This window comes from Paenibacillus jepli (assembly GCF_047238105.1).
In the GTDB taxonomy this organism is placed as follows: domain Bacteria; phylum Bacillota; class Bacilli; order Paenibacillales; family Paenibacillaceae; genus Paenibacillus_D.
This window is the reverse complement of sequence record NZ_JBDFMD010000001.1, coordinates 5,748,531-5,768,536: the sequence shown is the minus strand read 5'-3', so window position 1 is coordinate 5,768,536 and position 20,006 is coordinate 5,748,531. Positions and strand designations below refer to the sequence as shown.

Genomic DNA, 20,006 nt, shown 5'->3' with positions numbered 1-20,006 from the left:
TTGCCTCCTGTATCGTGCAGCTCTAGAATTCAAAGCTGTCCACATTGTCATTGGTTACTTCCAGCATGCCGATAAATACGTTCTGGCCTTCCACAGTGACCGGACCGACTGTGGGGATGTCCATCCCGTCTGTAATCTCGTTGCCTTGCGCCAGTTGATCCAGAATGTAGACGGTGGCATAGGCCAGTTTACCCGGATCCCAGATGATGTCGGTGTTTATGGTGCCGTTCTTGATGTAGTTTTTGACCACGCTCGGCACAGCAATACCAGTAATAGCGATCTGGCCAGCTTCCAGTGTTCCCGCCTGGACCGCTTGCTCCACAACCTCTGCCGCTGCAGGCGGCTCGCCGCCCGCAAAGCCGATGATGCCTCTGAGGTCAGGGTACGTACGGAGCAGGTTTTGCGCGTTAGCATACGCCTTCTGCTGATCGTCATCGCTGGATACGGTCGTTACGACCTCTATGTCCGGATAGTGCTCCGCAAAATAGGCCTTGGCGGCATCGGACTTGGCAATCTGGTTCTGCGACCCCAGACCGGCAACCATGAAGGCTACCTCCCCTTCGCCGCCGATCTCCTCGCCGATCGTCCGGGCCAGCAGCTCGCCGATTTCCTCGTCCGTTGCCGGAGCGACATAATACTGGCGTTCCGTTTCCGGCGCGTCGCTGTCCCAGGTGACGACCTGGACGTCGTCGCCGATCGCCTTTTTGAATACCGGCCCGACGGCTTTGGCATCATTGGGGGAGATGCCGATGCCGTCAACCTGACGGGTCAGCATATCCTGGATCATGTTGATTTGTTTGGAGGAGTCTGCCTCGGTCGGTGCGTTATACAAAATGTTGACCCCGAGATCCTCGCCCGCCTGGATAGCGCCTTTTTCCGCAGCAGCCCAGTACGCCGGACCGATCGATTTGGGATTAATAAAATAAGTTCTGGCATCGGGATCGGAGCGCCGCCCTCCGTCCCGCCATTGCCCGGTGCCGGGCCGCCATTTCCACATGCCGCCAGACTCAATGCCAGTACACCAGTAAGCACAGCCGTCATCATTTTCTTCATCGTTCTCACGCTCCATTAAATTTTTGATTTCCTACTGCAAGCAGCAGCAATGCACCTAAAATTACGGCTTGATACAAGACCGAGACACCCATCAGATTCAGCCCATTGCGCAAAAACACGATAATCAGCAGGCCGACGAACGTGCCCGCTAGACTTCCCCTCCCCCCGAAAATATGCGTCCCGCCAATCAACGTGGCCGTGATGACGTCAAGCTCTATATTGGTACCCGATGTTGCCTCCGCGCTTGCCAGACGAGACACCAGGAATACACCCGCCAATGCCGAAAAGAAACCGCTGAGTACGAACAGAATGAACCGGACGCGGACGACCGAGATGCCCGAGTAACGCACCACCTCTTCATTGTTGCCGATCCCGTAGATATAGGTGCTGAACCTTGTTTTCTTCATAAAGAAGTGCGCCAGCAAAAACATGATCATCAGTACAATCGCATTGAACGGTACGACGCCGATATACTGCTGTCCAAGGAAGTAGAATCCGTCTGGAAAACCGCTGATCGGCCGTCCTTCATTGATCACATAGACCAGCCCCCGCAGCATGACCAGCATTCCGATCGTCACGACGATCGCCTGCATCTTGTGTCTTGCAATCAGATAGCCGTTTAAGGCTCCGCACAGCATCCCCGCGATAAGGCCGATGGCGACACACACCCAGATATTGAGGCCTTGCTCGAAGGCCACGCCCATACAAACTGCGGAGAAAGCGAGCATCGAGCCAACCGAGAGATCCATCGCTCCGGAGATGATGATCATCGTCATCGGGATGGCGATCAGTCCGATCTCGACCATCTGGTTGAACACATTCATGAAGTTGGATACGGACAGAAAATAAGGCGACAGGAAGCTGAACAAGACGAGAATGAAGAACAGCACAATCAATTGAACGAGCAATGTATCGGGTCTGAGCGAAAGCCGGCTTGTCCAGGCATTCATACCAAATCACCTTCTTTGCCTTTGTTTTGGCGGTATCGCTGCAGGGTGTTAATCGAAATCGCCAGAATAATCAGAAAACCGGTCGTAGCATCGACCCAGAACGGCGACACCTTGGAAATAATCAAACCGTTTTTGATAATGCCCATAAACAATACGCCGAGCATCGTGCCCGCTATGGTGCCAATGCCGCCAAAGATACTGCCTCCGCCGATCAGTACGGCTGCCATGACTTCAAAAGCCAGGCTGTTCCCTGCTGTAGAGGCTTGTACACTGCCTACCTTGGAGGCAAAGATGACAGCGGCGATGCCGACCAGCAAGCCGGAGAGCACATATACCTTGAATTTGGACCCCGCAACGCTGATGCCTGCAAGCTTGGCTGCCGGTCCATTGCCGCCGATCGCATAGATCCGTCTGCCGAACCGAGTGAACTTCAGCGCGTAGATGAAGATAGCGATCAACACGATAGCCACAAGCAGCGGGAAGGATAGACCAAACAGCTTACCTTGTCCGAAAAAGCGGAATCCGGCAGGGAAATTGGTCATCCAGGTGCCTCCGCTGATGCCGACCGCGATGCCCCGGAAAATGTACATTGTCGCCAGGGTGACGATAATATCCGGGATCTTCACATAGGCGATGAAGAATCCGTTGACCATGCCGCACAATACGCCGATGCCGATCCCCATTACAGCAGCAATCCATGGGTGGATGCCGTGGCTGAGAAACAAACCGACCGAAGTAGCGGTCACAGCCAGCACCGAGCCGACGGAGAGGTCGATGCCGCCGAGCAGGATTACCATAGTCATGCCGATCGCCACGATAAACATGGAGATGTTCTGATCCAGGATCATCTGCAGATTGTCGATACCGAAGAAACCGGAGGAATACAGGGAGAACGCCAGGATGACGATCATCGTAAAGATGATGATGGGCGCTTCGTGCATATTCAATAGGCGTTTCATACGTGGCCTCCTTCTCTCAGCGGATGTGAAGCGCGCTGCAGCAATTGCTCCTGATCGGCTTCTCCATGTGCAAATTCGTGGACAATCTCGCCTTTGTGCAGGACGAGGATCCGGTCGCTGAGCCCGATCACCTCCGGCATCTCTGAGCTGATCAAAAGGATACTGAGACCTTCTTGTGCCAGCCTGTGGATGATCGCGTAGATCTCCGCCTTGGCTCCGACGTCCACGCCCCGGGTGGGTTCTTCCAGGATCAGGATGTCGGGATGCGTAGCCAGCCATTTGCCGATAACGACTTTCTGCTGATTGCCGCCGCTGAGGTAATCGACGCTTTGTCCGTCGCCGGGCGCCTTGATCCTCAGACTCTCCATGTACTCGCTGCTCATTTCGCGGACACGCGCTTCGTCGATAACGACGCCTTTGGAGAGTCGGGGCAAGATCGGCAGCGTCAGATTCTGCCGGATCGTCATCGGCTTGATGATCCCCTGCCGATGGCGGTCAGGCGGCACATAGGCGATCCGTCTCGCCTTGGCATCGCCGGGATTGCGGATGCTGGCCGGTATGCCGCTGACGATGATCTCGCCGGTGCCGCTCCGGAGGCCGAACAGCCGCTCAGCGATGGTGTGGGTTCCGGATCCGGGGATGCCGAACAACCCGAGGATCTCACCTTTATGCAGCTTGAAAGATACATGATGCGTGCTATCAAGCGAGAGCCCTTTCACCTCCAGCATGATCTCATCCCCCGGCTTTTGCTCTCGGTCAGGATAGAGCCGGCTCACCTCTTTGCCGACCATCATGTGGATCAGCTGCTGTTCGGTGACCTCGCCGATCGGACGGGTATCGATCCAAGCGCCATCCCGCAGCACCGTCACCTTATCTGCGATCTCGAAGATTTCCTTCATCCGGTGGGAGACATACACGATTGCTACACCTTGATCCCGCAGGCGTTTGACCACATCGAACATTTTCTTCACTTCATTCTCCGGCAGGGCTGCCGACGGTTCATCCATGATGAGGACATCGGCCTGAAAGGACAGCGCTTTGGCGATCTCCACCACCTGCTGGCTGTGGACGCCCAGATGGCGCACCTCTTGTCTTACATCGATCTCGCCGCCTCCGATCGAGTCGACCAGCCGCTGCGCTTCACGGGCCATCTTGGACCACTGGATGCGGCCGAATCGACCGACCATCTCCGGCCGGTCGATGTAGATGTTCTCTGCAGCCGACAGGTTGGTGAAGAGATTGAACTCCTGATGGATGATCGAGACTCCTTGGCGCTGGGCTTCCAACGGATTGCTGAACGCCACTTCCTGGCCATTCAGGCGGATCGCGCCTGCTGTCGGCGCGTAGACACCCGAGAGGATCTTCATCAGGGTTGACTTGCCCGCGCCGTTCTCTCCCATCAGCGCATGAACTTCGCCGGGATACAGCTCGAAGCGGACATCGGAGAGCGCCTTGACGCCCGGAAACTCCTTGCTGATGCCTTCCATTGTCAATACAGGCTGACTCATGGCTTATCCTCCAATCTTTAACAAGTCTCAGCGTTAAATCACAAAAGCATCAAGATGCGCGGGGGCCATCCGGATGTAAGGTCCCGCGTATTCTTCAGTGATGCAGGTGTTCAGCTACGATTGGCTGCTGGCCAGGAATGACGTAACCGCCGTTTCGTCCGGAATCGAGCTTTGGGCGCCCGCCGCCGTGACGGCCAATGCCGCGGCGGCTGTTGCATAACGCAGGCTCGCAAGCACGGACTCGCCGGCCATGTACCGGGCAGTAAAAGCGCCGATGAAGGTGTCGCCGGCCGCCGTCGTATCCACAGCCTTGACGGAATAGGCAGGCAGCCTGATATCTGCTCCGGCACTGTCCATATACAGCGATCCTTTGCCTCCCAGCGTAAGGATAATCCGAACTATGCCAGCTTTCAACAGCTGTTTGCCGGCCCGCCGCGCCTGGTCGTCATCTCCGACCGGCAGGCCGGTCAGCGCTTCCGCTTCGACCTCGTTCAGGATGAGACAATCGACCAGACGAAGCAGTTCAGGGTCGAAATCAGTGATCGGAGCGGGATTGACGAAGACAGGGACATTTGCCTGGTTGGCCAGTTGGAGTACCTTGCGGCCGGCGGACATGGGAATCTCGTTTTGCAGCAGGATCGCGTCGAATCCCTTCACATCCAGCAGCCCCGCTTCTGCCTCACCGAACTCGCCGTTGGCGCCTGCCGATAAAATGATATTATTCTCGCCCGTATGATCGATCGTGATAAGCGCGATGCCTGTCGTCTCCTTCATCCGGAGGACCCGAGAGAGGTCGATGCCCTCCTCAGCCAAGCGGTCGTGAAGGTCCTGGCCGAAGGCATCGGAGCCCAAGCCGCCCGCCATGGACACAGAAGCTCCGGAACGGGCGGCGGCTACCCCCTGGTTGGCACCCTTGCCGCCCGGATAAAAGGCGGTCCCCAGACCTTGTATCGTCTCCCCCGGCACCGGATGACGCTCGACACGGGTAACGATGTCCATATTCATGCTGCCGACGACCAAGATGTTCGCCATAGAATCTCCTCCAGGTACTAGTTGAGTTTTTTAACGGAGCCGAAGACCAGCAGTTCCACATCCAGTATCATTTTCTTAAGCTGTTTCTCAGCTTTGGACTCATCCGCAATCTTCTGGATCAGCATCTCTGCTGCCTGGACGCCCATCTCTTTGGTCGGCCGGCTGACGACCGTCACGCGGGGCTGGACGAACTGGGCCAGCTCGTTGTCGTCGAAGCCGATCAGCGAGATATCCTCGCCGATGCGCAGGCCCAGATCCCGAATCGCCTTGATGGCTCCGCAGCAGATTACGTTGTTGGCTGCAAAGATCGCCGTCGGCGGCTCCTCGGACTGCAGCAGCTCGCGAGTGAAGCGGTAGCCGTCCCCTTCCGACCAGGTCCCCTGCTTGTGATAGCGGCCCTCCGGCGCCAAGCCGCTCTCGTGCAACGCCTGATGGTAGCCCCAGTAGCGGTCCTTGCCGTCGTTGAAGTCATGCTCGCCATCGATGATTGCAATCCGCTTGTGACCGTAATCCACGAAGTGCTTTGTCGCTTCGTACGCCCCCCGGAAGTTGTCGATCATAACCCCGTCGTGGCCGCAATTATTGATATAACGATCCACCATGATTGTAGGCTTGCGGATATTTCGATAGAACTCGGGACGCTGATGCGTGCCGATGAGGATGATGCCGTCGACATTTTTGCCCAGGAAGCTCTCGAAGAACTCCTCTTCCTCAGCCTCGTCGTTATTGGTAGAGACCACCAGCGTGACGAAGCCCGCTTTTTTGGCGACCTCCACCGTCCCGCTGATTACTGCAGTATAGAACGGATTCTGAATCTCCGGGACGACGACCGACAGCATGCGTGTTTTTTTGTTGACCATCGACGCAGCCATCGTATTCGGCACAAAATTCAGCTCGTCGATGATCTTCAGAATCTTCTTGCGCGTCTCATCGCTGACGCGATCGCGGCCGTTGAGCACCCGCGAGACGGTAGCCACGGAGACGCCGGCCTGCTTGGCAACATCTTTTATCGTAATTTCCTTATTCGACATAATCACCCCGCCAATTGCTTTTGTCATAACGTTTACGCAACTTATGGTTTTTATTCTATTACACGATTTCAAAGATTACAAGAGGGGTTTTCGTTTTCATAAAAATAAAATCGCTTACATCGTTAAAATCTAACACGTTTACGTTATGTATTATTACTTAAACCCTATTAAACATGGGTGTTTTTTCAAATTGAAGTTAGGTATAATTACATTTAAGATATCTCCTGTTTTAGATCGCCCGCTTATTTTGTAATACCGTTTACACTTTTTTTGTATATATTCACCAATTGATTGAAGCTCTGCTTCCGCCGCTCACAAAAGTCCTATACTTTTCAAAGGATAACCTAAATCCTCCCTCCCGCTGCAAATGGTAAGATAGAATCGATATCTATCTGAACAGGGGGCTGCCTTTTATGACAACACCTTCACAAGGCGCGTTTTATACCGGCCATTATCGCAATCGGTTCCAAGAAGCTGGTTATACAGAGCAGGAAATTCATGAGCGGCTGGAGCAAAGCTGGTCCGATCTGTTGAGGGGAGACGAAGATGTCCGGATCTACTACCCGGTCGGCGAAGACAAAGGCTATTTCCTGGACACAGGCAATCTGGATGTCCGTACCGAAGGCATGTCCTACGGGATGATGATGGCGGTACAGATGGACGATCGTGAGATTTTCGACCGACTCTGGACCTTTGCCAAAACGTATATGCAGCATACCGAGGGTCGCTACAAGGACTATTTTGCCTGGCACTGCAAGCCCGACGGCACACGGATCTCGCAAGGTCCCGCTCCCGACGGGGAAGAATTTTTCGCGATGGCGCTACTCTTCGCCTCTGCCCGCTGGGGCGACGGTCCGTCCCCATACGACTATGCCGAGCAGGCCCGGATCATTCTGCGCGCCTGCCTGCACCAGGGGGAAGACGGCGAAGGAGATCCGATGTGGGATCGCGCGACGCGCTTGATCAAGTTCATCCCGGAATCCCCGTTCAGCGATCCGTCCTACCATTTGCCCCACTTCTACGAGTTGTTCGCTCTGCAAGCCGATGCGCGCGACCAGCCGTTCTGGAGGGAGGCTGCTGCCGCGAGCAGAGCCTATCTGCAGAAGGCCTGCCACCCGGTAACCGGACTGTCTCCGGAGTACGCCAATTACGACGGTACCCCCGCAGAGCCGCAACGGCACGGTGACTTCCGGCATTTCTTCAGTGACGCTTACCGTGTCGCCGCCAACATCGGCCTGGATTGGGAGTGGTTTCGCGCCGATCCGTGGCAGGTGGAACAATCCAACCGGCTGCAGCGGTTTTTCCGCCCGATCGCTATGGCGGACTACCGGCGCTATACCATTGACGGTCGGCCTTTCGACGAATCGTCCCTCCACCCTGTCGGGCTGCTCGCGACCAACGCCATGGCCTCCTTGGCTGCCGATGGTCCAGACGCCGAGCATTTCGTCCGGCTGTTCTGGGACACTCCGCTGCGCCGAGGCGTTCGCCGCTATTACGACAACTGCCTATACTTCTTTAGCCTGCTGGCTCTCAGCGGACGCTTCCGCATCTACTTGCCGCACCAATAGATATACATGCAAACAGCTCTCCCATTACGGCCCACGGCCATGACGGGAGAGCTGTTTGCTTGTTACGACGGGAACGCAGATCACACTAGTATCCGATCAAGCCCCCATTATTCAGCAGCTTCTTGGGTAAATATATAATGGAACTATTCAGCTGCCCATATTGTCTAATCTATGGAGGTGAACACATTGGGGGAAATCAACTGGAACTATCTCGAACGGATGGACGCGGACAGCTTCCGTCATCTCATGGAGCTGCATGGTCAGGATGTATGGAACCTGGCTTTTACGATAACCAAAAAACATGATATGGCCGACGACGTAACACAGGACGTGTTCCTCAAAGTCTATCACTCGATCCATACCTTTCGCGGTACCTCCTCGATCAAGACATGGCTGCTCTCGATTACGCGCAACATGTCGATCAATCATCTGAGGTCCGCCTTCCTGCGGCGGGTCACGCTGATGGGCAAGGTGTCCATGGACGGCGGCAACGACTCCGCAGAAAAAGTAGCGTTGGATAATCAGTTTACCCACGAGATCTGGAGCGTCGTCTTGAAGCTGCCGCTCAAGCTTCGCGAGGTACTGATCCTGCATGCCAAGTTCGAGCTGAATACGAAAGAAATCGCGGATGTGCTGCAGCTGCCGGAAGGAACCGTCAAATCCCGACTGTCGCGTGCCAGACAAAAAATGAATCTCTATTGGAAGGGGAGTGCACAGTATGACTAAAGAGATCAGGCCCGAATGGTACAAAAATCTCCAAACCGGGCCGCATCGCAAAAAAACATTCACTGCCGAGAATATCACGCAGATCGAACGCAAAGTGAGCCGAAGCAAGAAACAAGACAAGCGCAAGCGCTGGCTGCCGATCACGGCTCTGAGCGCGACCGCTGTCGTACTGCTGCTTGGTATCACGCTTAATCTGGACCGCTTCACAAGCCCGTCGCCAGATGACGGCAACGCCGGCCCCGGCATTACCGATCCCGGTGAGCCGCCTGTCGGCACCAATGATCCCACTGAACCGCCGCCGGATGATCAGACGCCAGGGCCCGATATCGCACCTCTTGGCGAGGAGACCTTGGTCGAACTGGCTTCCCTGGACCAAGTGATGCTCAGTGAAGCATTGCCCTTCTCGCTGGACGAAGTGAACGAGGTGTCCGTACGGACTGCCGACAACGAAGAAATCACAATCGTAGAAGAAGGACCGAATAACCTGGTGACTTTCCTGGGCCAGGTGTCGCTGAGCCAAAGTACCGTCGATGAAGAGCAATCAGCAGACCAGCCACAGCTCGACACGATGCTCAGATTCGAGACAGGTGACGCGCTCTACGCGATTCCGTACGCGAGCCAATATCCTGGATCTGGGCCCGGGATTGGTCTATGCCGACAGCATCACGGCCAGACAGCTGCACGCGACGCTTTATCCCGACTCCGCAATAGGCCAGTTCGTAACTGCCCATAATGCGGTAATCGGCAGTACGGAGACAGAAGTGGAAGATCGTTCGCAGAGCTACGAAGCCGATCGCCTGGCTATAGACGGCAAGACTTATTATCAGTGGTACGAAGAGCTTGTCGAATCGCCTGCGGAGGTGCAGCTCCCCTACTACACGCAGACTGGCAGATTCGATGCCGTCCGGTCGCATGATGAAGGCGGCATCGTCAGTTGGGACCTGCTTGTAGCATTCACCACCGATGCCTACCAGACCAGCGACGGCGTCCGCGTCGGCATGTCCAAGGATGAGGTGCTGGAGGCACTCGGTACGCCGCATATCCAGACCAGCATCCATTGGAGGTACGACATCGATAATTGGGATGACCTCCACTTGTACTTCGAAGGGGATACGGTGCGCTATGTTGTGATGACGACCGCTGACTAGGAAACCGTCTGAATTCATTACGCAAAGAAATAAATGCAACCTTTCCGCTCCATCTCGCGTCAGAGAGGTCGTAAGACAAAAGCAGAAAGGAGATTTCCAATTATGAAACGCAATGTAAAAAAAGGTTTGACCAGCTTACTCTCTGTGAGTGTACTCTCGCTGTCCGCCGCATCCATCATCTCGGCCAGTCCGGCTGATGTGCGCCCGATCAGCGCTCCAATTCAGGTTCCTGCCCAGCAGGACATCTTACCGATCAGCGCGGAAGCTGGTGACGAGATTGCTTCCTACCAGGCCGTTTACGGGGTTGTAACCAAAGTTGAACCCTATCGCGATATCCCAGATACGCTGCTCGTATCGCTTGAGGTTGAAGACGGCGAGACCGTTAATTTCGTCGTCAATGAAAAGACATTCCTGGTAGACGATCTTGAGCCGGCCGTCGGCCAGCAGCTCGTCGGCTTCTATGACACAGCCAAGCCTGTCATCATGATCTACCCGCCGCAGTACGGCGCAGAAGTTCTGGCCGAGGTTCAGGAAGACGTGAACTATATGACCGATCGCTTTAATAGCGACCTGTTGAGCGCGGATGGTACGCTGAAGCTGAACGTCACAGATGAGACAGAGATCGTGAACGAAGACGGCACACCATTCGAAGGCGAGCTCGGTAACCGTGTCCTGCTCGTCACCTATACGATCGCTACGCTGAGTCTCCCTGCCCAAACGACGCCGACGCATATCGTCGTTCTGGAACCGGATGAGGTCACTGCGCCGCCAACTGACATCGACGTCGATGAGCCGCTCGGCTCGGACGACGAAGCGCTTGAACCGGCTGTGCCGATCTCGGATGTCATCGGCGATGTCAGCGGCCATGACCTGGTCGTAGGCGATCTGATCATCGATGCGCCTGCCGCTTACTTGGATGAGCAAGACAATGTTATGGTCCCTCTGCGTGCCATTGTCGAATCGCTTGGTCTCGAGCTCAAGTGGAACGCTGCCGATAAAAGCATCGTTATCGATGAAGACATCTCCCTGAAAATCGGCGAGAACCGTTATGGCAACAGCGCCAATGACGCGATCGAGCTGGGTGCCGCTCCGGTCATCGTCGAAGGCAACACGTATGTGCCGCTGTCTTTCTTCAAGGAAGTAGCCGGTCTGAACAATGCGTATGTGTTCGAAGGCCAGATCGTCATCAACAACAACGATCCGATCGAATAACCTTTTTATAGAAAGGAGATTTACCAATTATGAAACGCAATGTAAAAAAAGGCTTGACCAGTTTGTTATCCGTCAGTGTACTCTCCCTATCCGCAGCCTCCATCATCTCGGCAAGCCCTGCCAATATTGTGCCGATCAGCGCGCCGATCTCGGCTCCAGCGCAACAGGATGCCGTACCGATCAACGCGCCGGTTCAGGATGAGGTCGCTCCTTATGCAGCCGTCACTGGCGTTGTAACTCAGATCCAGAATCATGGCGCAGAAGGCGACATGAAGATGCTCACGCTCGAGCTGGAGGATGGGAATATCGTCAATCCAACCATCAGCGGGGATACTTACTTTGTCGACGATGTAGAGCCTGCCATCGGTCAAAAGCTCGTGATTTTCTATGATACCGGCAAGCCCATGCTGATGATCTATCCACCGCAATATACCGCAGAAGTGGTCGCTGAAGTAAAGGAAGACATGAACTACAAAGTGGACCGTTTCGACGAGAATCTGCTCAGCGCAGACGGTAATCTGATACTGAATATCTCGGATGAAACCGAGATCGTGTTTGCCGACGGTACACCATTCGAGGGCGAGCTCACCGACTATGTCCTTCTGGTCTCCTATACCGTAACGACCAGAAGCCTGCCGCCGCAAACGTCACCGGTGCATATTGTCGCTCTGGAGGATGACCCGGGACTCCCTACGGATGGTGATCTTGAACCTCCTGTAGATGAAGATCGCGATGAGACTGCGAAGCCTACCCTCCCTATCGGTGATGTGAGCGAGAAGGATCTGGTCGTGAATGACCTGATCATCGATGCACCTGCAGCATACCTTGATGAGCAAGACAATGTCATGGTACCCCTGCGCGCCATCATCGAAGCGCTCGACCTGGAACTGAAATGGGTTGGCGCAGAGAAGAGCATCATTATCGAAGAAGACATTACTTTGGCGATTGGGAGAGCGCTCTATGCCAACGGCGACAATGACGCCATCGACTTGGGAGCTGCTCCAGCACTCGTAGAAGGCAATACGTATGTGCCGCTGTCTTTCTTCAAGGACGTGGTTGGCTTGAACAACGCTTATGTGTTCGAATCTCAGATCGTGATCGATAACAACGAGCCGATCGAATAATCCAGCATCAAGAAACGCCTGTCATCCTGAGGATGGCAGGCGTTTGAGTTGTTGCTGGCAATTTACTTAAACCAGCCCTTTTCCTTGAAACGCGTAATCGCTTCGATGCGGTTGCTGACATTGAGCTTGTCGAGGATGACGGAGATATAGTTGCGAACGGTGCCGGTCGTGATGAACATCTCACTTGCAATCTCTCTGGTATTTTTGCCGCCGGCAATCAACGCCAGCACTTCCTTCTCCCGCGAGGTCAGCGGATTCTCCTCGCTGAAGCCTTCGTCTACCAGCTCGGAAGCATAGATCCGCCGGCCCGCCATGATGTTGCGGATCGATGCCGCCAGCTCTTCGCTGGGACTGTCCTTCAGCAGATAGCCGTGAACATCGGCCTTGACCGCCCGTTCGAAATAGCCGCTGCGGGCAAAGGTGGTCAGGATGACGACCTTGCAGCCAGCGCCCTTAAGCTCTTCTGCCGCGTCCAGCCCCGTCTTCAACGGCATCTCGATGTCCATAATACACACATCCGGCTCCAGCTCGCGCACGAGCGTGACAGCCTCCGCGCCGTTGCCCGCCTTCCCTACCACTTCCATATCCTCTTCGAGATCCAGCAGCGAAGCCAGTGCGCCTAACAGCATCCGCTGGTCCTCTGCGATGACGATACGCAGCATTTGCTCACGCCTCCTTTTTTTCACCTTGCAGGATGTTCGGGACGGTAAAGGTGATGCTCGTGCCTTCCACCGACTGAATTGCCAGCCGCCCGTTGACAAATTCCAGCCGCTCTCTCATGCCTTGCAGCCCATGGCCGCGGTAGTCGTCCACCCCTACTGTCAAACCTTTGCCGTTGTCGCTGACCTCAAGCTCCACCTCGCTCGGCGTCTGTGCGATGCGTACCCGACAGGCAGTTGCTTCACTATGACGCACCACATTGGTCACCGCTTCCTTCAGACACATCGTCAGCACATTCTCGCCCAGCAGCGTTGTTTCACTGAGCCGGGGATCCCCGTCCAGTTCAAAGGAGATCCCTGCCGCCTGCAGCAGCTGACGGATCCGCTGCACTTCCTCCTCCAGCCGGGCTCCGCGCATCTCGGTCACCAGCTTGCGCACCTCCTTGAGCGCGCTTCGGGCGGTCTGGCTCACATCCGTGATCTCAGCAAGCGCCCGGTTCGGGTGGCGGTGGACGAGCTTGCCCGCCAGGTCGCTCTTCAGACCGATCAGCGAGAGCTTTTGCCCCAGCGTATCGTGTAGATCACGGGCAATCCGTTGCCGCTCCTCTAGCTTCACCAACTCGGAGATCCGCTTGTTGGCGTGCTGCAGCTGGCCTTCAAGCTGGTCGCTCTTGTTGCGGTTGTACGTTGTAACCGGGAGCAGGATGACCGCGATCAGGCTGACCAGGACAAAGGGCAGCTGCGAGATGATCACCGGATTACGCTCCAACAGGCCGAAGTTGATGGTGGCCAGCGTCGTCATGAGATGGAGCGAGTAGAGTGTATAAAAACCGACACGATGCTTGATATTGCCGATGAAGAAGGCCAGAAATATCGCGAAGTAGACATATCCGAACCATAAAGTCATCGTCACCGAGATGACCAGCTGCATACTCGTCCATAGGTATACGATCCAGCTCTTGGAGATAAAAGACAATACATAGCAGATGAAAAAGCCGACGATCATTACACCGCCGACAATACTTTGATACATCGAAGTGGAGCTGAAGACAAAATAAAAAGGCAGAATGTAGAAGACGACCCACACATACGGACTAAGCCCCGTATTGCGCTGCAAGATTTGATACCATTTCAAACCGCCGTCTCCCCTCTGCCCCAATTATAGAGTGATGAAAAAACCTTCTCGGAACGAATCATTCTTTGTCATTATACCAAATCTAAGGACGGGCTGTGCTTTTTTTGCGGAGCGGTTCGCTGGCCAGCTTGAGCTTGTCGGAGACGCTTTCCTTCGCGGCTGCGAAACGCCTCAAGCTGCCGAAGGTGACAAAGTTCCTGCGTTCCTCATCCCACAAGTGGAATCGCAGCGATTTCAGACTGGACCACAACGTAATCGTCGTTGCTTTATGCAGCGGCGGCGTCTCATTATGTGCCTGCTCCAAGTAATAGTTTGGCACTTTGGGGCTGAGATGATGTACATGATGGAAGCCGATATTGCCAGTCATCCATTGCAGCACTTTGGGCAGCTTGTAGTAGGAACTGCCTTCTACTGCAGCCTTGACGTAGCTCCACTCGTCGTCTTTTTCAAAATAGGATTCCTCGAACTGGTGCTGCACGTAGAACAGCCAGATCCCCAGCAAACCGGAAAAGAAAAATACCGGCCCCTGCACGAGCAGGAAGCTCTGCCAGCCGATCGCCCAGATCAGCAGGGTGTACAGACCAACCAACAGAACATTGGTCAGGTACGTATTCATGCGCTCTTTGCGACGGGCGCCCTTACGATTGAAGCGATACTGGAGCAAAAACACGAACACTGGACCAACAGTGAACATAAAGAGGGGAAAACGGTAAAGACGATAGAAAGCTTTCTGCCAGAAGGAGGCCTGGCGATATTCGTCGACCGTCATAATCCACAGATCGCCGATCCCGCGTTTGTCGAGATTGCTGCTCGTGGCGTGGTGGATATTATGCTCATTTCTCCATTGCTGGTACGGGACCAGGGTCAGCACGCCTGTGATCGTACCGATGATGTCGTTGGCGCGCTTGCTGTTAAAGAAGGAACCGTGACAACAGTCGTGAAAAATAATAAACGTGCGTATGACAAATCCTGCGGTCACAAGCGTCAAGGGCAACGTAAGAAAATATGAAACAGAAAGACTCAAATACGTCAGATACCATAATGCTACGAGCGGGATCAGTGTGTTGGCCATCTGGATCAAACTGGCTCTGGTATTGGTCTTCTCATAGGGTCTGATTGTTTTTTTGAGCTCTTTAATGGAATCTGAAATATTCATTATGCAGTGCCTCCTCGGGTAACTTACGCGGCTGCCGCAAACAGCATCCGGATGTTTTCTCTTCTCAAGTATAGGGAAAAGTATCATCCCTTCGTAGTCATAAACGTCATCTCTTACACATGACAACTGTCATGGTTCTGTCTGTATTGTGACGAATACGGCGCGACAGTATACATGGAATTGACAATATTTACAATATCCCAATATCAAATTGATCATCATTTTACAATAGGACCATATAATCAGTTTCGTACCCTATAGACTATTGAGAAAGGTGATCAGACCCCCATGTCGATGAAGAAGTCTCTCGTCATCACTGCGCTCGTAACCGCACTCTCCACTGCTTCGGTGAGTAGCATTACAGCCGCCCCTGCCACGCAAGGAGCCATACAATCGATTCCACTGCTCATCAATCAGTCACACACTACCGCAAGATCCGTTGAGGTGAACGGCGTTCCTATGTTCTCCCTGCGCGATCTCGGCACGGCAGCGCACATCTATTTTGCCGTAGAAGGCAAAAGCGTTGTCGCTTGGGATGGCCTGAACCGGGTAGAGCTCAGCAACAACTCCGCTGCGGCCCGCAAGAACGGTTCTCCTGTGACACTTAGGCACGGTATGGTAAAAGTCGACCAGTCGTATTTTATCGCTCTTGAAGATTTCCTGTTTCTCTTTGATGCCGACCTGGAGCAGGGAGCTTCGGGAACGGCGTCGATCAGTACAGTTCAAAAGCTCAAGGGTGCTGACCGCGCGGTCTGGATCGACGCTCGCCGCCTCCTGGCATCTCAGATCACGGACGAGGGACGAGTAGACTACATCGTCGACGCTGCCAGCGGGGTTTATGCCGAACTTATGACTTCTGACGACGCCTCGGATCTGGTCGTTGCTCCGAGCGGCAAGCTAGCCGTATATACACTTGAGGACGGTTCCGTTCATTTGGTCAATCTGATCACTCTTGCCTCCAGCCAGCTAAGCGCCGACGATACGATCAAGACGGAGCTCGTATGGGCTGCTGACAGCTCGGCCATCTACTTCCTGCAGGGAGACAAAGGCAGCGTCATCGCCAAGATCAGTCCGATGACCGGCAGCATCTCCAAAGTACTCGAGGACAAGGTCGATTATAAGTCGAACCTTGCCGTATCCAAAGACGGCAAGTCCTTTTATTACTCCGTTGTGAAGCCAGGGGCCGTCAAAACCGATAGCGCCGCGTCTGTCGATGATGACGAGGTCAGCATCGACATGACAGGCACCGAGCCGCAAATCTATTACTATGACGCTGCTGCCGAAGAACCGAAGCCGATCGCGCTAACCTCCGACACCAACGACAAATGGCTGATCGGCGCTGCCGGAGACGGCAGCAAGGCTTACTATATCAGTATCGAGGATGGTCAGAGATCGAAGCTCATCTCGATCGGCAGAAACCAGCAAGCCACTACGCTGCTCAGAGGCGGGGAGGTGCTCTATGCCGTTATGGCAGGCAGCAGCCTCTACGTCGTCGTGGACGAACAGGGGGAAGAGAGCATCTACGAGCTCAAAACCGCTACTGATGCAGCCACGAAGCTGTACGCGCTGCCGGAGAGCTTCACCCATCTTGTTGCTGGCCCGGGCACACCGCTGGCCGTCCTTACAGACAATCATGTCCATGTTAACCGCGACGGCCAGTGGATGTCGGTTATCAAACAACCTTAAGCTCAGGACCTCGGGTCCGGAAGGAGAATTTGTTTTCTATGAAGATAAAATGGTTTCGTTCGCTTACTTTTACCGCTGTCGCACTTTCCCTGGTTTTTGGCACCGTCTCTCCTGTCGTCGAAGCTTCCAGCAAGCTGAGCGGCAACATCGTCATCAATGGTTCCTCCGCTCTGCTGCCGCTGACGCTGCAAGCGGCCAATGAATTCAAAAAACTGCACCCGAAGGTCAAAATCTCGGCTTCGGCTGCCGGCTCCGTTACCGGTCCGCAGGCCGTACGCAAAGGCATCGCCGATATCGGCGCTTGCGACTGGGATGCCTCCACCGATGTGCCGGGCTTCAAAAAATTCGAGGGCCAAGTTGCTCACAAAATCGCCGTTATTCCATTTGCGGCTGCTGTGAACAGCGGAGTAAAAGTAGACGGGCTGACGACAAAGCAGCTGCAGGACATTTTCTCCGGCAAGGTAAAAAACTGGAAGGATGTTGGCGGGCAGGATCTGGATATCGTCGTCGTCAACCGGGCATTCGGCTCGGGCACACGCGTCAATTTCCAGGACAAGGCGCTCAAAGGTACAGAGTTCATGAGCAAAGGCGACAATTACAAAGAAGTCTCCTCCAGCGGCAACATGAAAACAGCTATCGAGACAACGCCAGGCGCCATCGGATATCTCGATCTGGTCTATGTCACCAATAAGATGACACCTCTGAAAATCGACGGTGTCGCGCCGACCGAGGCCAACGTCATCAACGGCAAATACAAGGTTTGGGGCTACGGCTATTATATGACCAAAGGCAAGCCGGACGGCGCCACCAAAGCCTTCATCGAGTACGTGCAAAGCAAGAACTTCCAGAATGGATCGCTGAAAAAGCTGAAATTCATCCCCATCTCCGCGATGAAGTAATCGCTCCTCAAGGTGAAACGGCTGTCGCCGTCTTTGGCGGCGCAGTTAGTTTCATTCCGGAGAAATACAAGCCAAGTAGATAGGAGAATCATATACTTTCTTGTATTTCAAGGTGAAACGGCTGTCGCCGTCTTTGGCGGCGCAGTTAGTTTCATTCCGGAGAAATACAAGCCAAGTAGATAGGAGAATCATATACAATCTTGTATTTCGAAAGCAGAGAAGCCAGCACTCGGCGCCTTACGGCGGAGCGGCTGGCTTCTCTTCTTAAATGAACGAAAGGATGAACTCCTATGATCGAAGCCCCGCCTTCCAACGCCAGCTTGCCGGCCGCGGACCAGGGCCGCAGCCTTGTTACCTCCGGTCCTGCCCGCTTGCTGGACCGCAAGAGACGTCTCTCGATGTATAATCAATTGTTCAAATGGCTCTGCATCGGCAGCGCCGTCTTCGTCTGTCTGATTTTGTTCGCTATCCTCATCTTCATGGCCCGCACCGGTCTGCTCACGTTCCAGTCGGTATCGCCGCTTACGTTCTTCTTCTCCAATGAGTGGGTGCCCGAGAACGACCAGTACGGCGCGTTTGTATTCATCTTCGGCACCTTTGCCCTGACGCTGCTGACGATGGCTCTGTCGGTGCCGCTGTCGGTGGTCGTCGCCATCTTCCTTGCCGAGATGACGCCGGCTTGGCTAAAAAATGCGCTGCGGCCGATCATGGATCTGCTCGTCGGCATCCCTTCGGTCGTCTACGGCTTTCTGGGATTGACCATCCTGATCCCCTTGCTGCGAGAGCTCACCGGCTCGTTCATGGGAGACGGGCTGCTGGCCGCCGCCATCGTCCTGACGATCATGGTGCTGCCGACGATCAGCAGGATCACTGATGATGCGATCACAGCCGTGCCGCACAAGTACCGGGATGCCGCCTACGCACTCGGCTCCACCCGTTTCCAGACAACGGTGCAGGTCGTGCTCCCAGCCGCCCGCAGCGGAATTCTGTACGCTGTCATTCTAGGCATGGCGCGCGCGGTCGGTGAGACGATGGCCGTTGTGATGGTGATCGGCAACACGCCGCAGCTGGCAGACTCGCTATTCAAGCCAACAGCGGTGCTGACGAGCAACATCGTGATGCAGATTTCCAACGTGCCGTTCGATTCCACCTGGAACCATGCCTTGTATATGATGGGGCTGCTCCTGCTGATCATCTCCCTGCTGATGATCGTACTGATCCGCATCTTCCAGAATAGGAGCGATGTCCGATGAAGCCATCCGAGCCTCTGCATCCTTTCTCGTCCCGCCGCAGCTCCAACCGGCTGTATGACCGGTTCTTCACGGGAATGGTATGGACCGTGGGCATTGCCATTGTCCTGTTCATCCTCGCCCTGCTGTTCGTCATCCTGCAGCGGGGGCTGCCGCAGCTGGACTGGGGATTCCTCGTCGGCTTGCCGAGCGAGATCGAAGAGGGCGGCGGCATAGGCCCGACGCTGTTCAACTCTGTCTATATGCTCGTCATCTCGATGGCTATTGCCATCCCGCTAGGCATGGCCGCTGGCATTTATCTGGCCGAGTTCGCGCCCGACAACCGGTTTGTCGGCTTCATCCGCATCTGCGTCGAGGGTCTGGCCTCCGTTCCCTCGATTATCTTTGGCCTGTTCGGTATCGCCGTATTCGTCGAAGTGTTCCAGATCGGCCTAACGATCCTTGGGGGCGCGATCAGTCTTGCGTTTCTCAATCTGCCCGTATTGACCCGCGTGACCGAGGAAGCCGTCAAAGCCGTGCCGATCGATATCAAGAACGCCTCGTTTGCGCTGGGGACTACGCATCTGCAGACGATCCGCAACGTGATGTTGCCTGTGGCGCTGAACGGTATTGTCACCGGCATCTGTCTGACGGCAGGACGCGCATTCGGCGAGAGCGCCGTCATCATCCTGACTGCCGGGGTCACGACCTCAGGCCAGATGTGGGACTTCAACATCTTCTCCCCCGGTGAGACGCTTGCTGTTCATCTTTGGTATGTACAGTCGGAAGCGATCGTCCCGGACGCCACGGCGATCGCAGAAAAAGCCGCTGCTGTACTCGTGTTCGCCGTCCTGCTGATCAACCTGCTATTCCGTGTTCCACTCTGGATCAACTCGCGGCGCGCCAGATCATGACTTAAGGGAGGTTTCCG

At 54.8% G+C, this 20,006-nt stretch carries 19 protein-coding genes; 10 read left to right on the top strand and 9 right to left on the bottom strand.

Going from position 1 to position 20,006, the window contains the following annotated elements; all coding sequences use genetic code 11:
• Positions 1–22: 22 nt before the first annotated feature.
• The 6 genes from ABC336_RS24145 to ABC336_RS24120 all read right to left on the bottom strand — a co-directional run bounded on the left by ABC336_RS24145 (position 23) and on the right by ABC336_RS24120 (position 6,533).
• Positions 23–1,069 (bottom strand): autoinducer 2 ABC transporter substrate-binding protein, encoded by a 1,047-nt coding sequence (locus ABC336_RS24145; protein ID WP_413241082.1) that lies wholly within the window; start codon positions 1,067–1,069, stop codon positions 23–25.
• The gene (locus tag ABC336_RS24140; RefSeq protein WP_413241081.1) at positions 1,059–2,003 is read right to left on the bottom strand and encodes an ABC transporter permease; all 945 of its coding nucleotides are present in this window, start codon (positions 2,001–2,003) and stop codon (positions 1,059–1,061) included. Before ABC336_RS24140 ends, ABC336_RS24145 begins: the two co-directional genes overlap by 11 nt.
• Complete coding sequence (locus ABC336_RS24135; RefSeq protein ID WP_413241080.1) at positions 2,000–2,962, bottom strand: ABC transporter permease; 963 nt, start codon at positions 2,960–2,962, stop codon at positions 2,000–2,002. The genes ABC336_RS24140 and ABC336_RS24135 overlap by 4 nt, the downstream gene beginning before the upstream one ends.
• The gene (locus ABC336_RS24130; protein WP_413241079.1) at positions 2,959–4,470 is read right to left on the bottom strand and encodes a sugar ABC transporter ATP-binding protein; all 1,512 of its coding nucleotides are present in this window, start codon (positions 4,468–4,470) and stop codon (positions 2,959–2,961) included. Before ABC336_RS24130 ends, ABC336_RS24135 begins: the two co-directional genes overlap by 4 nt.
• 114 nt (positions 4,471–4,584) lie before the next feature.
• Positions 4,585–5,502 (bottom strand): ribokinase, encoded by a 918-nt coding sequence (rbsK, locus tag ABC336_RS24125; protein ID WP_413241078.1) that lies wholly within the window; start codon positions 5,500–5,502, stop codon positions 4,585–4,587.
• 17 nt (positions 5,503–5,519) lie between these two features.
• Positions 5,520–6,533 carry a LacI family DNA-binding transcriptional regulator gene (locus tag ABC336_RS24120; RefSeq protein WP_413241077.1) on the bottom strand — a complete coding sequence of 338 codons (1,014 nt, stop codon included), beginning with the start codon at positions 6,531–6,533 and terminating at the stop codon, positions 5,520–5,522.
• Between the two features lie 413 nt (positions 6,534–6,946).
• Here ABC336_RS24120 and ABC336_RS24115 point away from each other — a divergent pair, with 413 nt between their 5' ends.
• The 6 genes from ABC336_RS24115 to ABC336_RS24090 all read left to right on the top strand — a co-directional run bounded on the left by ABC336_RS24115 (position 6,947) and on the right by ABC336_RS24090 (position 12,311).
• The gene (locus ABC336_RS24115; protein WP_413241076.1) at positions 6,947–8,101 is read left to right on the top strand and encodes a family 8 glycosyl hydrolase; all 1,155 of its coding nucleotides are present in this window, start codon (positions 6,947–6,949) and stop codon (positions 8,099–8,101) included.
• Between the two features lie 177 nt (positions 8,102–8,278).
• On the top strand, positions 8,279–8,827 hold the full coding sequence (locus tag ABC336_RS24110) for an RNA polymerase sigma factor (RefSeq protein ID WP_413241075.1): 549 nt from the start codon (positions 8,279–8,281) through the stop codon (positions 8,825–8,827).
• Positions 8,820–9,560 carry a hypothetical protein gene (locus ABC336_RS24105; protein WP_413241074.1) on the top strand — a complete coding sequence of 247 codons (741 nt, stop codon included), beginning with the start codon at positions 8,820–8,822 and terminating at the stop codon, positions 9,558–9,560. The genes ABC336_RS24110 and ABC336_RS24105 overlap by 8 nt, the downstream gene beginning before the upstream one ends.
• A 28-nt stretch (positions 9,561–9,588) precedes the next feature.
• Positions 9,589–9,975 carry an outer membrane protein assembly factor BamE domain-containing protein gene (bamE, locus tag ABC336_RS24100; protein WP_413241073.1) on the top strand — a complete coding sequence of 129 codons (387 nt, stop codon included), beginning with the start codon at positions 9,589–9,591 and terminating at the stop codon, positions 9,973–9,975.
• A gap of 102 nt (positions 9,976–10,077) precedes the next feature.
• Positions 10,078–11,187 carry a copper amine oxidase N-terminal domain-containing protein gene (locus tag ABC336_RS24095; protein ID WP_413241072.1) on the top strand — a complete coding sequence of 370 codons (1,110 nt, stop codon included), beginning with the start codon at positions 10,078–10,080 and terminating at the stop codon, positions 11,185–11,187.
• 29 nt (positions 11,188–11,216) lie between these two features.
• Positions 11,217–12,311, top strand: coding sequence for a copper amine oxidase N-terminal domain-containing protein (locus ABC336_RS24090; RefSeq protein WP_413241071.1), 1,095 nt, complete (start codon positions 11,217–11,219; stop codon positions 12,309–12,311).
• Positions 12,312–12,373: 62 nt separating this feature from the next.
• Here the strand turns inward: ABC336_RS24090 and ABC336_RS24085 are convergent, their stop codons facing one another.
• From ABC336_RS24085 to desA, 3 genes are all read right to left on the bottom strand, one after another.
• Positions 12,374–12,973 (bottom strand): response regulator, encoded by a 600-nt coding sequence (locus tag ABC336_RS24085; protein ID WP_413241070.1) that lies wholly within the window; start codon positions 12,971–12,973, stop codon positions 12,374–12,376.
• A gap of 4 nt (positions 12,974–12,977) precedes the next feature.
• Entirely contained in the window at positions 12,978–14,105 is a 1,128-nt protein-coding gene (locus tag ABC336_RS24080; protein ID WP_413241069.1) for a sensor histidine kinase, read from the bottom strand.
• Between the two features lie 82 nt (positions 14,106–14,187).
• Positions 14,188–15,261: a Delta(5) desaturase DesA gene (desA, locus tag ABC336_RS24075; protein WP_413241068.1), complete on the bottom strand. Its 1,074-nt coding sequence runs from the start codon at positions 15,259–15,261 to the stop codon at positions 14,188–14,190.
• Positions 15,262–15,549: 288 nt separating this feature from the next.
• Between desA and ABC336_RS24070 the strand changes: the two genes are divergently transcribed.
• From ABC336_RS24070 to pstA, 4 genes are all read left to right on the top strand, one after another.
• Positions 15,550–16,947, top strand: a complete 1,398-nt coding sequence (locus ABC336_RS24070) for a TolB-like translocation protein (RefSeq protein ID WP_413241067.1) — start codon at positions 15,550–15,552, stop codon at positions 16,945–16,947.
• A gap of 38 nt (positions 16,948–16,985) precedes the next feature.
• Positions 16,986–17,846, top strand: coding sequence for a phosphate ABC transporter substrate-binding protein (locus ABC336_RS24065; protein WP_413241066.1), 861 nt, complete (start codon positions 16,986–16,988; stop codon positions 17,844–17,846).
• Positions 17,847–18,136: 290 nt separating this feature from the next.
• Positions 18,137–19,099, top strand: a complete 963-nt coding sequence (pstC, locus tag ABC336_RS24060; protein ID WP_413241065.1) for a phosphate ABC transporter permease subunit PstC — start codon at positions 18,137–18,139, stop codon at positions 19,097–19,099.
• Positions 19,096–19,989, top strand: coding sequence for a phosphate ABC transporter permease PstA (pstA, locus tag ABC336_RS24055; protein ID WP_413241064.1), 894 nt, complete (start codon positions 19,096–19,098; stop codon positions 19,987–19,989). The genes pstC and pstA overlap by 4 nt, the downstream gene beginning before the upstream one ends.
• Positions 19,990–20,006: the final 17 nt, after the last annotated feature.